The sequence below is a fragment of the Pseudomonas sp. SWRI77 genome (assembly GCF_014269105.1).
Lineage (GTDB): Bacteria > Pseudomonadota > Gammaproteobacteria > Pseudomonadales > Pseudomonadaceae > Aquipseudomonas > Aquipseudomonas capeferrum.
On sequence record NZ_JABWRV010000018.1, the window covers coordinates 79,023 to 90,822 of the forward strand.

The following is an 11,800-nucleotide window of genomic DNA, read 5'->3' on the forward strand; positions in this document are numbered from 1 at the left end:
AGAGGTCAGGCGAAGCGCTTGTCCAGGTAGGCAATGATCGCCTTGGACTCGTACATCCAGCTCACCTTGCCGTCTTCCTCGATGCGCAGGCACGGCACCTTGACCCTGCCTCCGCCTTCGAGCAGCGCCTGGCGATGCACCGGGTCGTTTTTGGCGTCACGCAGCGCCACCGGCACATTCAGGCGGTGCAGGGTGCGGCGAGTCTTGACGCAGAATGGGCAGGCATGAAACTGGTACAGCGTAAGGCTACTGGCCGCTTGCTCGACGCGCGCCTGGGCGGCGGCATCGCGCTTGCGCTTGGCCGGGCGGCTGATCCAGTCGCCGAACACGATGAGCTGGCCGAGGCCAACCCGCAGGGCTTTGACGATCATGGGCAACTCCTGAAAAGAAAAAGCCGACCCCGCAGGGTCGGCTCGGGATCACCAGCCGATCACTTGATCAGGCTGAGGAACTCGCTGCGGGTGGCCGCGTTTTCGCGGAACTCGCCCAGCATCACCGAGGTGATCATGCTCGAGTTCTGCTTCTCGACACCGCGCATCATCATGCACATGTGCTTGGCTTCGATCACCACGGCCACGCCAGCGGCGCCGGTCACCTTCTCGACAGCTTCGGCAACCTGGCGGCTGAGGTTTTCCTGAATCTGCAGGCGACGGGCGTACATGTCGACGATGCGGGCAACTTTCGACAGGCCCAGAACCTTGCCCTTGGGCAGGTAGGCAACGTGAGCCTTGCCGATGAAAGGCAGCATGTGGTGCTCGCACATCGAGTACAGCTCGATGTCCCGGACCAGCACCATCTCGCTGTTATCGGAGGTGAACAGCGCGCCGTTGGTGACTTCTTCCAGCGTCTGCTCATAACCGCGGCAAAGGTACTTCATGGCCTTTGCAGCCCGCTTGGGCGTGTCGAGCAGGCCCTCACGGGAGACGTCCTCGCCGATCTGGCTGAGAATCTCGGTGTAGTTCTGTTCCAGGGACATGTATCTACCTGTGGGAAAAATCGCAAAAACGAAGGGTACGGCGGCAAGGGCGGCGCTGCAAGCGCGGCGTTACTCGTCGCGTCCTTCAAGCATGGTTCGTTTGAGCATCACGTAGACTGCGCCGGTGCCCCCATGGCGCGCATTGCACGAGGCAAAACCGAGCACTTGCGGGTGCTGGCGCAGCCAGGTGTTGACGTGACTTTTGATCATCGGGCGCTTGCCGTCGAGGCGTGCGGCCTTGCCGTGGGTGACGCGCACGCAGCGCACTTCCAGCTTGGTGGCCTCGGCGATGAAGTCCCAGAGGGTCTCACGGGCTTTCTCGACGGTCATGCCGTGCAGGTCGAGGCTGCCCTCGAAGGCGATCTGGCCGAGCTTGAGTTTGCGCAGCTGGGTTTCCTGCACGCCGTCACGGCGCCACATCAACTCGTCCTCGGCGCCGACGTCGATGACGAACTGGTCGGACATGCCATCGATCACCAGTGCCTTGTCGCTGCGCACGGTGGCCGCCTGCCGCAGGCCGGCCAGTTGCTTGCGGTCGGCCTTGGGTTTGCCGACCTCGGCACGGTCGTGCTTGATCGGCTTGACGCCGCGCACTTCGGCATGGAACAGGGAAAAGTCGTTGTCTTGCATGATGCCTCCACGTGGGCGGCGTAGTTTACGCGACTGTGGGCGGCTGTGCAGCCATGTGTAGTCTGCGCGGGTTTCTTCGCGGCATCAGTGGAAACGTCAGTCGTGCTTTTTCATCAAGTGCGGCGACAGGTTCAACTCACGCCCACGGCGCAGGCGAATGCGGCTACGCCGCCAAAACCTCACGCCCAGCCACAGCAATAACAACCCCCCTGCCGTGAAGGTGGCCGACAGCGGCCGGTTGGCATTGAGTTCGGCCAGGGCCGGGTAATTGCCCAGCAGGCCGGCGATGCCGGCCATGGCCAGCAGTACACCCAGCGTTGCCAGCAGGGCCGACAGGCCGGCGGCCAGGCGAGCGCCCCAGTTGCGTGGTTCGCGCGGGCGCAGGCGCTTGGCGTCGAAACTGCCTTTGAGCTTCATTCCGATTTCCTCTGTGGATATCCGGAATTCGACCTGCGCTCGCCCGTTGGGTTCCGCCCGGCTGCCGGGCGGTAATTACCGGCCATTGGATCAGATCAGGCTGGTGGTAGGGGCGACACAGGCGAAGTTGTCGGCCATCACGGCCATTTCACACTGGTGGATCTGCGCGGCCGGGATCACCCCGTCCTTGAACGCCAAGTCGCGGGTCGCCGAGGCGTCTTCCACCAGGGTGCACCGATAACCATAGTCCTTGGCGCGGCGCACGGTGGTGCTGACGCTGGAATGGCTCATGAAACCGCAGACGATCAGGTCCAGGTGGCCAAGCTCCTGCAAAGTGTCGTGCAGCTTGGTGTTCTTGAACGCGTTGGGCATGCGCTTTTCAATGACGATTTCGCCATCGTGCGGCTCCAGCCCGGGGATGAACTGGCCGCCGCTGCCTTGTGGGTCGAAGCGGCCACCGACAGTGCCCAGGTGGCGGACGTGGATGATCGGGCGGCCGCTCTTGCGCGCAGCGTCGAGCAACCGGGCGATGTTGGCCACGGCCTCGTCCATGCCCGACAGCGCCAGGGGACCACTCAGGTACTCCTTCTGCGCATCGATGATGATCAGGCTGGCGTGGCTCAACTTGGCCGGCGGGTAGTCGCGGCCAGTGAGGCGGAACATCGTGGTTGGAACGGACATCAAGGGCTCCTTGGAAGGGCTTTTGTATACCTATTGTCCCTTGCCTTGGCGTCAATGGGAATGGTTGACATCACAAGCGGCGTAGTTACTGGCCTGTGGCTAGCCTTTGAGCGACCCGAAGGAACATTTGTGCGGGTTGGGCTGTTAGACTTTTGTACGGTCTGAATTAGGAGTACCCCGTGATCACATCCCGTCTGCGCACGCTGCGCGACTACATCCGCTGGGCGGTCAGCCGCTTCCACGAGCGCGAGCTGTTCTTCGGCCACGGTGCCGACAACGCCTGGGACGAAGCCCGTTTGCTGGTGCTGGGCGCCGTGCACCTGCCATGGGAGGTGGCCGACAGCTACCTGGACTGCATGCTCGAGGACGACGAGCGCGTGCGCCTGCAGCACCTGTTGAAGCGGCGCATCGAAGAGCGTGTGCCCACCGCCTACTTGTTGGGCGAGGCGTGGTTCTGCGGCATGTCGTTCATCGTCGACGAGCGGGTGCTGGTGCCCCGTTCGCCCATTGGCGAGCTGATTGAAAAACGTTTCGAGCCGTGGCTGGCGTCAGAGCCTGCGCGCATTCTCGACCTGTGCACAGGCTCCGGTTGCATCGGCATCGTGGCGGCCGAAGTGTTCCCCGAGGCCGAAGTGGTGCTGGGTGACCTGTCGTTCGATGCCCTTGAGGTGGCGAACCAGAACATCGAACGGCATGGCCTGGACATGCGCGTCTACACCGTGCAGGGCGACGGCTTCGATGGCCTGCCAGGGCAGCGTTTCGACCTGATTCTGTCCAACCCGCCGTACGTCGACGCCGAAGACTTCGATGACATGCCGGCCGAGTATCACCACGAGCCCGAGCTGGGCCTGGCCTGCGGTAACGATGGCCTGGACCTGGTGCGGCGCATGCTTGCCGAGGCGGCAGACCACCTCAACGACAAGGGTTTGCTGATCGTCGAAGTGGGTAACAGCCAGGTGCACGTCGAGTCGCTGTACCCCGAGGTGGATTTTGCCTGGCTGGAGTTCGAGCGTGGCGGGCATGGGGTGTTCATGCTGACGGCCGAGCAGTGCCGCCAGCATCAGGAGCTGTTCAAAGCCCGCGTTTGACTTGGGGCCGCAGCCACCCTTTCAGCGGGTTGCAATCCAGATCAGCAACCCGGCCTGAAATACCGCAAAGGCCACCAGGCAGGTGATGGTAAAGCGCAACCCGCCGTCTTCGCGCCGGTACTTGGCCACCCGCTCATCCCGCTCACGCAGTTGGCCTTCCTTCTCTTGCAACTGCTGGTCGGCCTGCTGCAGCAGGTTGGCCGCGTCGAGAATCTCGACCCGCTGCAGCCGCTCGTTGCTCCAGGCGGCCTTGAGCTGGCCCACCGTGATTTCCACGGTGCGGCCTTTCAGGTGCTGAGGGTCTTCATATTCGACCTTGATGCCAACCCCATGCAGGAACTGGTCGCGGCGCAGGCGTGAATCCTCGCTCAGGGCATCCTTGTTCGGCAGTGCCATGCCTTCGACCTGGTAATGCGACCACTTGCGCTGCAACCATTGCACGGCCTGGGCCAGCATGAAGCGGCCGATGCCGCGGTTCAGCGGTTCCAGTTGCAGGCCCTGTTCGCTGCCAATGCGCACCCGGCGCTCGGCGTGGTCGACGCGGATATCCAGGTGGTTCTGCTCCTTGCGCACTTTTTGCCCAGGCAGCTGGATTTCCATACGCAGCAGGCTGTGCGCCTTGTCGTGGCGCTCGGCATAGCCGAACTGCACGAACCGTAGCGGGCGGGCGCCCGTGGCGCGGTCGGTGGGCAGGGGCGCCAGGCGCAACAGCTGGAAGTGTTCGACGGCAAGGTCTGCCCAAGGCAGCGTGGCGCCGTCCTCGGGTTGTGGCTGTTCGGCCGGGTCTACGGCGGTAGGGGCAATGGTCATCAGGGCTGTCCTTATGTACGTGCTGGCAGCCTGAGGGGGCACTGCGTGCCCCTTTCGCGACGCAAGGCCACCCCTACAGGGCATCGCGTGCTTTTTTGTAGGAGCGGCCTTGCGTCGCGAAAGGGCTGCGCAGCGGCCCCGGATTCTCGCCACCACCCACGTTATCGGCAGCGGCGTTCAAGACCTGAGGGTCAGGCCGATGGCAAATGCTGGATGAACGTCACGATTCGCTCTCCCAGTTCGCGAGCCAGAGGCAGCTCTGGGTTGAGGTAGCTGTCACGTTGCTGGCTCATGCCCTTGGGGCTGATGCGCAGCATGTGGTTCATGCCATCGATCAAGACCAGTTGCGCATCAGGTTTAGCTGCCTTCAGGCGCTCGGCATCGGTCACGTCTACCTGCACGTCATTACGGCCCTGGACAATCAGCGCCGGCATCGGCAGTTGCGCGAACGCCGCCGCCGGGTTCTGCCGGAACAGCGAAATCAGGTAGGGCTGCACGCTGGGACGGAACACCTGGCGCAGCGGAGCGGGTACGTCCAGGCTGGTCTGCCCAGCCTGCAGGCGGTCGAGCAAGGCACTGCCACGGGCCAGTTGGGCGGGCGGCAGGCGCTGGGCCAGCTGTTCGCGCAGCACCTCAGCCAGCGGCCGGCCGCTGCCGGCCAGGGTGATCACCGCGCTGGCGCCGGCCTGCTCGGCAGCCAGGCTGGCGATCAGCGCGCCTTCGCTGTGGCCGACCAGAATCAGTGGGCCGAAGCGCGGGTCGGCCTTGAGCTTGCGGCTCCAGGCCACCACATCGGCGACATAGCGCTCGACGCTGAGGTCACGTTCATCGGGCGTGGCCGGTTGGCTGGCGGCCACGCCACGTTTGTCGAAGCGCACGCTGGCAATGTGGTCGCCAGCCAGCAACAGGGCCAGCCGCTTGAGGTTGTCGATACGCCCCGAGGCCGGGTTGTTGCCGTCGCGGTCCGTCGGGCCGGAACCAGCGATGATCAACACCACGGGGGGTGGGGTGGCCTGCTGCGGCAACAGCAGGCTGCCGTGCAGCACCCCCTGGCCGGTGTCCAGGTCGATGGGGCGTTGCAGGACGGTGGGGGAGGCGGCCTGGGCGAGGCTGGCGCAGAGCATGAAAAGCAAGGCGACGAGGCGCGGCATCATGGGGTACTACGGTGGGGAGGTGATGAATATGACCTAATGTTTGCGTGAAGGTTCGCAAGGCCAGTACAGACGACCATTCCTGTTGAAATTTTCCGTATACTGCCGCTTTCGTTCATCTCAGGCAGACTCGCGGAGCGTCCATGTCCGGCAATACCTACGGCAAGCTGTTCACTGTCACCACCGCTGGCGAAAGCCATGGCCCGGCGTTGGTCGCCATTGTCGATGGATGCCCACCGGGCCTGGAGATCTCCCTGGCCGACCTGCAGCATGACCTCGACCGGCGCAAGCCCGGCACCAGCCGGCACACCACCCAGCGCCAAGAGCCGGACGAGGTGGAAATCCTCTCCGGCGTGTTCGAAGGGCGCACCACGGGCTGCTCGATCGGCCTGCTGATCCGTAACACCGACCAGAAGTCCAAGGACTATTCGGCGATCAAGGACCTGTTCCGCCCGGCGCACGCCGATTACACCTACCACCACAAGTACGGTGAACGTGATTACCGCGGCGGCGGGCGCAGCTCGGCCCGCGAAACCGCCATGCGCGTGGCGGCGGGGGCCATCGCCAAGAAGTACCTGGCCACCCAGGGCATCACCGTGCGCGGCTACATGAGCCAGCTCGGCCCGATCGAGATCCCGTTCAAGACCTGGGCATCGGTAGAGCAGAACGCCTTCTTCAGCCCCGACCCGGACAAGGTGCCGGAGCTCGAGGCCTACATGGACCAGCTGCGCCGCGACCAGGATTCGGTTGGGGCCAAGATCACCGTGGTCGCCGAAGGGGTGATGCCGGGCCTGGGCGAGCCCATCTTCGACCGCCTCGACGCGGAACTTGCCCATGCGCTGATGAGCATCAACGCGGTCAAGGGTGTGGAAATCGGCGCGGGCTTTGCCAGTGTCGCCCAGCGCGGTACCGAGCACCGTGATGAAATGACCCCGGAAGGTTTCCTCAGCAACAACGCTGGCGGCATTCTTGGCGGTATTTCCTCGGGGCAGCCTATCGTTGCGCACCTGGCGCTGAAACCGACGTCGAGCATCACGGTGCCGGGCCGCTCGATCGATGTGAATGGTAATCCGGTCGAAGTGATCACCAAGGGGCGTCATGACCCGTGTGTCGGCATCCGCGCCACGCCGATCGCCGAGGCGATGATGGCCATTGCGCTGATGGACCACCTGCTGCGTCACCGTGCGCAGAATGCCGAGGTGAAGGTCAGTACCCCGGTGCTGGGCCAGCTCTGATTCGTCGGTACCAGCCTCTTCGCGGGTTTAGCCGCGAAGAGGCTGGTAAAGGCAACAACAAAACTGGCTGAGCCACCATGCCCCCGATTCCCTACTGGCGCCTGTCCAGCTTCTACCTCTTCTACTTCGCCCTGCTGGGCTCCACCGCCCCCTTCCTGGCGTTGTACTTCGACCACCTGGGTTTCTCCCCGGCGCGCATCGGCGAGCTGGTGGCCATCCCCATGCTGATGCGCTGCATCGCCCCCAACCTGTGGGGCTGGCTGGGCGACCGTACCGGCCAGCGCCTGCTGATCGTGCGCCTGGGGGCGTTGTCCACCCTGGCCAGCTTTGCCCTGATCTTCTTCGGCAAGAGCTACGCCTGGCTGGCGCTGGTCATGGCCTTGCATGCGTTTTTCTGGCACGCGGTGCTGCCGCAGTTCGAGGTCATCACCCTGGCCCACCTGCACGGGCAAACGTCCCGCTACAGCCAGGTACGCCTGTGGGGCTCGATCGGTTTCATCCTGACCGTGGTCGGCTTGGGCCGGTTGTTCGAGTGGCTGAGCCTGGACATCTACCCGGTAGCCCTCGTCACGATCATGGCCGGCATCGTCGCCGCCAGCCTGTGGGTGCCCAATGCCCAGCCGGTAGAGCAGGGCGAGCGCAGCGGCGCGGGGGGCTTCGTGCAGCAGCTACGGGCGCCTGGGGTTATCGCGTTCTATGTATGCGTGGCGCTGATGCAGCTCAGCCACGGGCCGTACTACACCTTCCTCACCCTGCACCTGGAGCACCTGGGCTACAGCCGTGGCGCCATCGGCCTGTTGTGGGCGCTGGGGGTGGTGGCCGAGGTGCTGGTGTTCATGGCCATGAGCCGGCTCTTCGCGCGGTTTTCCGTGCAGCGGGTGCTGCTGGCCAGCTTCCTGTTGGCCGCCGTGCGCTGGCTGTTGCTTGGCAACCTGGCGGATGACCCGGCAGTGCTGGTGCTGGCCCAGGTGATGCACGCGGCTACTTTCGGTTGCTTTCATGCCGCTTGCATTGCGTTCGTCCAGGCCAGCTTCGGCGCGCGCCAGCAAGGCCAGGGCCAGGCGTTATACGCGGCGCTGTCGGGCACCGGCGGTGCGCTCGGCGCCTTGTACTCGGGCTACAGCTGGAACCTGCTGGGGCCAGCCTTCACCTTTGGTATGGCCAGTGCCGCAGCCTTGGCCGCAGCCGTTATCATTGCCCTTTGTTCGCAATCGACCAGGACCCGCCACTGATGAGTATCCTCAGCGTTTTCCACCCGTCCAGCCCGGAGCTGCCGAACAAGCTGCTGACCCACCACGATGATATACAGGCCACGCTGGCCGAGCAGGGCGTGCGTTTCGTCCACCGCCCGCTTGAGCTACGGGTTCGCCCCGGCAGCGCCGCAGACGAGGTCATGGCCGCGTGCGGCGACTACCTCGATCAACTGATGACCGGCCATGGCAGTACGGTCTTCGCGGTACTCAACCGTGACGGCGCAGACCCGCTGCAGGCCGATGTGCGTGATGAACACGTGCATGACGCCGAAGAGGTGTTTGCGGTCGTCAGCGGGCGGGCGCAGGTGGGCTTGCGCCTGGGTGGGTTCGTGTATTCGGTGCTGTGCGAGAAGGGTGACCAGCTGGTGGTCCCGGCCGGCACGCGGCGCTGGGTAGAGCTGGGGGAGACGCCGTTCTGCGTGGCGTTGCGGTTGTTTGGCAGTGAGCAGGGGATGCAGGCGAGGCTTACCGGGGACGAGACTGCCCGAGCGTTCTTGGGCATCGACGAGCTGTGATACGTGTGCCGGTTTCTTCGCGGAGCAAGTCTGCCCCGCGAAGAAACCGGCAAAAGAATCAGCGATAGGTCGGCAATGCAAACCGTTGCTGGCTCTGCAGCATGGTAATGACGGGCAGTTCGCTCGCCTGTTCAGCCAGGTCACGGCGAATGGCGCTGATCGCCCAGGACAGCTGCTCGGCGCTGTGCAGTTGCCCGTAGGTCAACACGCGGCGGGTAACCTTGCCATCAGCGGCACGCAGGGTCAGCAAGACACCACCATCGGGGCGGGGCTGGGTAGCGACCTGGTAGGCCGAAAACACCGAGACGAACTTTTCCTGGATGAGGTCCATATCAACTCCTGACTGTTGTGTGGCAGACGTGAGTTGATGGTTGCAGCGACCGTGCCAAAAAACTTTCTACCTAAAAGTCCTTTAAAATCAATGTTTTGAGATTATTTCGCCAGGGCTGTCTCGTGCAACCTGCATGGTCGTGCATTTTGCACAGTGCATTTTGCACGAGCCCTGAGTTAACTATCGGCTCGATAGAATCTGAACCTTTGACCCGCCGGGCTTGCCTGACAAAAAATTAGGCAATCATTTCTGCCAGGAGGTTCAACATGTCCACCCAACCCGCGCCCGCCGCCATGACCGATGACGAAACAGCGGCCTTTGCCGAGCAGGTCTTCGAGCGTGCCCGCCAAGGCGATGCCGACATGCTCGGGCGCTTGCTTGCCAGCGGTCTGCCGGCCAACCTGCGCAATCACAAGGGTGACACCCTGCTGATGTTGGCCAGCTATCACGGCCACCTCGACGCGGTTCGCGTGCTGCTGGAACACAGCGCCGACCCGCTGCTTGCCAATGACAATGGGCAACTGCCGATTGCCGGCGCTGCGTTCAAAGGCGACCTGGCGATGATCCGTCTGCTGCTGGAGCACGGCGTGCCGGTGGATGCCGCCGCCCAGGACGGGCGCACCGCGTTGATGCTGGCGGCCATGTTCAACCGCCGCGAGATCATCGACTACTTGCTGGCCCAAGGTGCCGACCCGGCGCGCCAGGATGCCCGTGGCGCCACCGCGCTGATGGCCGCGCAAACCATGGGCGCAGTCGATGCGGTAGCGCGCTTGCAAACGCTGGCCGGCTAACCCTGAGGGGGCGTTTGCGGCTATCCTTGGCGACTTTTCACCCGCCGCAGGCCCCCTACATGAAAAACCAGTTGCTCGAACTCATCACCCTCATTGGCGCCGGTTGCATGCGCGAGGAAGACATCGAGCGCATCGCCGACGAGGCCGCCCAGGCCTACGCCGACCCAGCCGCCTTCCTGGCGGCCAATCCGGACATCAACTATGACGACAGCTTCCCCATTGCCTTGGGTGAGTGGGTCGTGCTCGGCAGCCTGCCGGACACCGTGTTGTTCCAAGCAGACAGCTACCAAGAGCTGTTCCAGAACATCACCGATTCGTTCGACAAGAGCGTGCCATTCACCCTCAAAGCCAAGCAGCTGGCGCGCACCGAGCCGTTGACCGCACTCAATCGTATCCAGGTGCAGATGGGGGCCTTGAACAAGGAGGCTGGGGGTTATGTGCTGCTCAATTTCAGCCAGTTGCTGGATGATGAGTTGCAGATGGTGATGGTGGGCCAGCACGACCTGGCGCGGGTGCTGGAGCTGGGTGCCGACGTCGGGATCAAGGTTGAGCCGGCTTTGGAAGCCCTGAAGGTCGCGGTTCACGTTTGACCTGATCGGTTGCTGCACTGGCCTCTTTAGCCCAGCGCGGTATCCAGGAACATCATCACCCCGAACCCGCCCATCAACCCCAGGGTCGCCGCCGTCTGGTGGCCGTTGCGGTGGGTTTCTGGAATCACCTCGTGGGACACCACGAAGATCATCGCCCCCGCCGCCAACCCCATGCTAATCGGGTAGGCCAAGGCGAAGCCGGTGGAAATGCCCAGGCCGATGACTGCGCCCAGCGGCTCCATCAAGCCCGAACCGATCGCCACCAGCGCCGCCTTCATGTTCGACAGCCCCGTGGCACGCAGCGCCAACGCCACGGCCAGGCCTTCTGGGATGTCCTGGATGGCGATTGCGCTGGTCAGCGGCAGGCCGATGTTCATGTCGCCATTGGCGAAGCTCACACCAATGGCCATGCCTTCGGGCAGGTTGTGCAGGGTAATCGCCAGCACGAACAGCCACACCCGGTTGATGCGTTCTGCCTCTGGGCCGCATCGGCCGGTGCTTTCATGTTCGTGCGGGGTGAAGCGGTCCAGGCCCAGCATCAGCAGCACGCCCAGGCCCATGCCCAGTACCACGGTGAAGGCCGCCGCCGGGCCGTTGCCGGTGATCTCGCGGGCGGCGTCCAGGCCCGGCAGAATCAGCGAGAATGAACTGGCTGCCAGCATCATGCCCGCAGCAAAACCGAGCATCACATCCTGGGTGCGCGCGCTGACATCGCGCAGCACCACGGCCAGGACTGCCCCCAGGGCGGTGGCAGCAAAACCGGACAGGCCGCCCAGCAACGCCAGGTGCAGGTTGTCGGCATGGTCACCGCTGACCGCGTTCCACAGGCTCGCCGCCAGCAGCACGACGACCGCTAGCAGGCTCAAGCCCAGGCCGGCGCTGAGCCAGGGGGTGTTCACCACCTGTTGTCGCCAGGCGCTCAGCAACGAAGGGGACGTGGCCGTTTCGGTATGGGCGGGTGGCATGCGAACCTCGAATCAGTGAATACAGGCAGTCTAAGCAAGGACCCGCGCAATCGGCCAAGGATTCCCTTCTATCGACGTGATAGCTGGCTATGCTGTGCTGCAACGTCTTTGCAGGGGAGTAACGGGCATGGGGTCCACATTCAATGGCCTGGTTGGGCTGATCATTCTGGCGCTGGATATCTGGGCGATCCTCAATGTGATCAAGAGCGGCAGCGAAGTGGGGGTCAAGGTGCTGTGGATTTTGCTGATCGCGCTGCTGCCGGTGATCGGGCTGGTGATCTGGGCGATTGCCGGGCCCAGGGGCAATATACGCATCTGACGCCCTGTGTGTAGGAGCGGCCTTGCGTCGCGAACGGGTCGCGCAGCG

16 protein-coding genes are annotated in these 11,800 nt (G+C 63.9%); 7 read left to right on the top strand and 9 right to left on the bottom strand.

All coding sequences use genetic code 11. From position 1 onward, the window contains the following. Positions 1-5 precede the first annotated feature (5 nt). The 5 genes from HU766_RS17640 to HU766_RS17660 form a co-directional block, all read right to left on the bottom strand. Positions 6-371, bottom strand: coding sequence for a glutaredoxin domain-containing protein (locus HU766_RS17640; RefSeq protein WP_186659348.1), 366 nt, complete (start codon positions 369-371; stop codon positions 6-8). Between the two features lie 59 nt (positions 372-430). Further along, on the bottom strand, positions 431-976 hold the full coding sequence (gene folE, locus HU766_RS17645; protein ID WP_033700657.1) for a GTP cyclohydrolase I FolE: 546 nt from the start codon (positions 974-976) through the stop codon (positions 431-433). Between the two features lie 69 nt (positions 977-1,045). Next, positions 1,046-1,606 carry a Smr/MutS family protein gene (locus tag HU766_RS17650; protein ID WP_033700655.1) on the bottom strand — a complete coding sequence of 187 codons (561 nt, stop codon included), beginning with the start codon at positions 1,604-1,606 and terminating at the stop codon, positions 1,046-1,048. A gap of 96 nt (positions 1,607-1,702) precedes the next feature. After that, the gene (locus HU766_RS17655) at positions 1,703-2,023 is read right to left on the bottom strand and encodes a hypothetical protein (protein ID WP_186659350.1); all 321 of its coding nucleotides are present in this window, start codon (positions 2,021-2,023) and stop codon (positions 1,703-1,705) included. Between the two features lie 90 nt (positions 2,024-2,113). Next, positions 2,114-2,704 (bottom strand): cysteine hydrolase family protein, encoded by a 591-nt coding sequence (locus HU766_RS17660; protein ID WP_186659352.1) that lies wholly within the window; start codon positions 2,702-2,704, stop codon positions 2,114-2,116. Positions 2,705-2,883: 179 nt separating this feature from the next. Here HU766_RS17660 and prmB point away from each other — a divergent pair, with 179 nt between their 5' ends. After that, positions 2,884-3,792 carry a 50S ribosomal protein L3 N(5)-glutamine methyltransferase gene (gene prmB, locus HU766_RS17665; RefSeq protein WP_033700652.1) on the top strand — a complete coding sequence of 303 codons (909 nt, stop codon included), beginning with the start codon at positions 2,884-2,886 and terminating at the stop codon, positions 3,790-3,792. Between the two features lie 21 nt (positions 3,793-3,813). Here prmB and HU766_RS17670 read toward each other — a convergent pair whose 3' ends face one another. Together HU766_RS17670 and HU766_RS17675 are read right to left on the bottom strand one after the other, a co-directional pair. Then, complete coding sequence (locus HU766_RS17670; RefSeq protein WP_186659354.1) at positions 3,814-4,602, bottom strand: hypothetical protein; 789 nt, start codon at positions 4,600-4,602, stop codon at positions 3,814-3,816. A 191-nt stretch (positions 4,603-4,793) separates the two neighbouring features. Next, the gene (locus HU766_RS17675) at positions 4,794-5,756 is read right to left on the bottom strand and encodes an alpha/beta fold hydrolase (RefSeq protein ID WP_033700650.1); all 963 of its coding nucleotides are present in this window, start codon (positions 5,754-5,756) and stop codon (positions 4,794-4,796) included. 140 nt (positions 5,757-5,896) lie between these two features. Between HU766_RS17675 and aroC the strand changes: the two genes are divergently transcribed. The 3 genes from aroC (at position 5,897) to HU766_RS17690 (ending at position 8,756) form a co-directional block, all read left to right on the top strand. Then, on the top strand, positions 5,897-6,988 hold the full coding sequence (gene aroC / locus HU766_RS17680; RefSeq protein ID WP_033700649.1) for a chorismate synthase: 1,092 nt from the start codon (positions 5,897-5,899) through the stop codon (positions 6,986-6,988). A 77-nt stretch (positions 6,989-7,065) separates the two neighbouring features. Further along, positions 7,066-8,220: an MFS transporter gene (locus HU766_RS17685; protein WP_186659356.1), complete on the top strand. Its 1,155-nt coding sequence runs from the start codon at positions 7,066-7,068 to the stop codon at positions 8,218-8,220. Beyond that, entirely contained in the window at positions 8,220-8,756 is a 537-nt protein-coding gene (locus tag HU766_RS17690) for an oxidase (RefSeq protein ID WP_186659358.1), read from the top strand. Before HU766_RS17685 ends, HU766_RS17690 begins: the two co-directional genes overlap by 1 nt. Positions 8,757-8,814: 58 nt before the next feature. On the opposite strand, the gene HU766_RS17695 is transcribed toward HU766_RS17690, so the two are convergent. After that, a complete protein-coding gene (locus tag HU766_RS17695) occupies positions 8,815-9,087 on the bottom strand; it encodes a DUF3509 domain-containing protein (protein ID WP_033700646.1) in 273 nt (90 codons plus the stop codon). Between the two features lie 266 nt (positions 9,088-9,353). Here HU766_RS17695 and HU766_RS17700 point away from each other — a divergent pair, with 266 nt between their 5' ends. Both HU766_RS17700 and HU766_RS17705 read left to right on the top strand, forming a co-directional pair. Continuing rightward, entirely contained in the window at positions 9,354-9,878 is a 525-nt protein-coding gene (locus HU766_RS17700; RefSeq protein WP_186659360.1) for an ankyrin repeat domain-containing protein, read from the top strand. Between the two features lie 59 nt (positions 9,879-9,937). Then, on the top strand, positions 9,938-10,468 hold the full coding sequence (locus tag HU766_RS17705; RefSeq protein ID WP_186659362.1) for a hypothetical protein: 531 nt from the start codon (positions 9,938-9,940) through the stop codon (positions 10,466-10,468). Positions 10,469-10,494: 26 nt separating this feature from the next. Here HU766_RS17705 and HU766_RS17710 read toward each other — a convergent pair whose 3' ends face one another. Further along, positions 10,495-11,433, bottom strand: a complete 939-nt coding sequence (locus HU766_RS17710; RefSeq protein ID WP_033700643.1) for a ZIP family metal transporter — start codon at positions 11,431-11,433, stop codon at positions 10,495-10,497. A 127-nt stretch (positions 11,434-11,560) separates the two neighbouring features. Between HU766_RS17710 and HU766_RS17715 the strand changes: the two genes are divergently transcribed. After that, on the top strand, positions 11,561-11,752 hold the full coding sequence (locus HU766_RS17715) for a PLD nuclease N-terminal domain-containing protein (protein WP_033700642.1): 192 nt from the start codon (positions 11,561-11,563) through the stop codon (positions 11,750-11,752). Positions 11,753-11,800 lie beyond the last annotated feature (48 nt).

What these genes read in the sequence shown, in the direction of transcription:
- HU766_RS17700 (WP_186659360.1), top strand. Translation starts at nt 9,354, where the DNA reads ATGTCCACCCAACCCGCGCCCGCCGCCATGACCGATGACGAAACAGCG.
- HU766_RS17660 (WP_186659352.1), bottom strand. Translation starts at nt 2,704, where the DNA reads ATGTCCGTTCCAACCACGATGTTCCGCCTCACTGGCCGCGACTACCCG.
- HU766_RS17705 (WP_186659362.1), top strand. Translation starts at nt 9,938, where the DNA reads ATGAAAAACCAGTTGCTCGAACTCATCACCCTCATTGGCGCCGGTTGC.
- HU766_RS17655 (WP_186659350.1), bottom strand. Translation starts at nt 2,023, where the DNA reads ATGAAGCTCAAAGGCAGTTTCGACGCCAAGCGCCTGCGCCCGCGCGAA.
- HU766_RS17670 (WP_186659354.1), bottom strand. Translation starts at nt 4,602, where the DNA reads ATGACCATTGCCCCTACCGCCGTAGACCCGGCCGAACAGCCACAACCC.
- HU766_RS17650 (WP_033700655.1), bottom strand. Translation starts at nt 1,606, where the DNA reads ATGCAAGACAACGACTTTTCCCTGTTCCATGCCGAAGTGCGCGGCGTC.
- HU766_RS17685 (WP_186659356.1), top strand. Translation starts at nt 7,066, where the DNA reads ATGCCCCCGATTCCCTACTGGCGCCTGTCCAGCTTCTACCTCTTCTAC.
- HU766_RS17715 (WP_033700642.1), top strand. Translation starts at nt 11,561, where the DNA reads ATGGGGTCCACATTCAATGGCCTGGTTGGGCTGATCATTCTGGCGCTG.
- HU766_RS17690 (WP_186659358.1), top strand. Translation starts at nt 8,220, where the DNA reads ATGAGTATCCTCAGCGTTTTCCACCCGTCCAGCCCGGAGCTGCCGAAC.
- HU766_RS17640 (WP_186659348.1), bottom strand. Translation starts at nt 371, where the DNA reads ATGATCGTCAAAGCCCTGCGGGTTGGCCTCGGCCAGCTCATCGTGTTC.
- folE (WP_033700657.1), bottom strand. Translation starts at nt 976, where the DNA reads ATGTCCCTGGAACAGAACTACACCGAGATTCTCAGCCAGATCGGCGAG.
- aroC (WP_033700649.1), top strand. Translation starts at nt 5,897, where the DNA reads ATGTCCGGCAATACCTACGGCAAGCTGTTCACTGTCACCACCGCTGGC.
- HU766_RS17710 (WP_033700643.1), bottom strand. Translation starts at nt 11,433, where the DNA reads ATGCCACCCGCCCATACCGAAACGGCCACGTCCCCTTCGTTGCTGAGC.
- HU766_RS17695 (WP_033700646.1), bottom strand. Translation starts at nt 9,087, where the DNA reads ATGGACCTCATCCAGGAAAAGTTCGTCTCGGTGTTTTCGGCCTACCAG.
- HU766_RS17675 (WP_033700650.1), bottom strand. Translation starts at nt 5,756, where the DNA reads ATGATGCCGCGCCTCGTCGCCTTGCTTTTCATGCTCTGCGCCAGCCTC.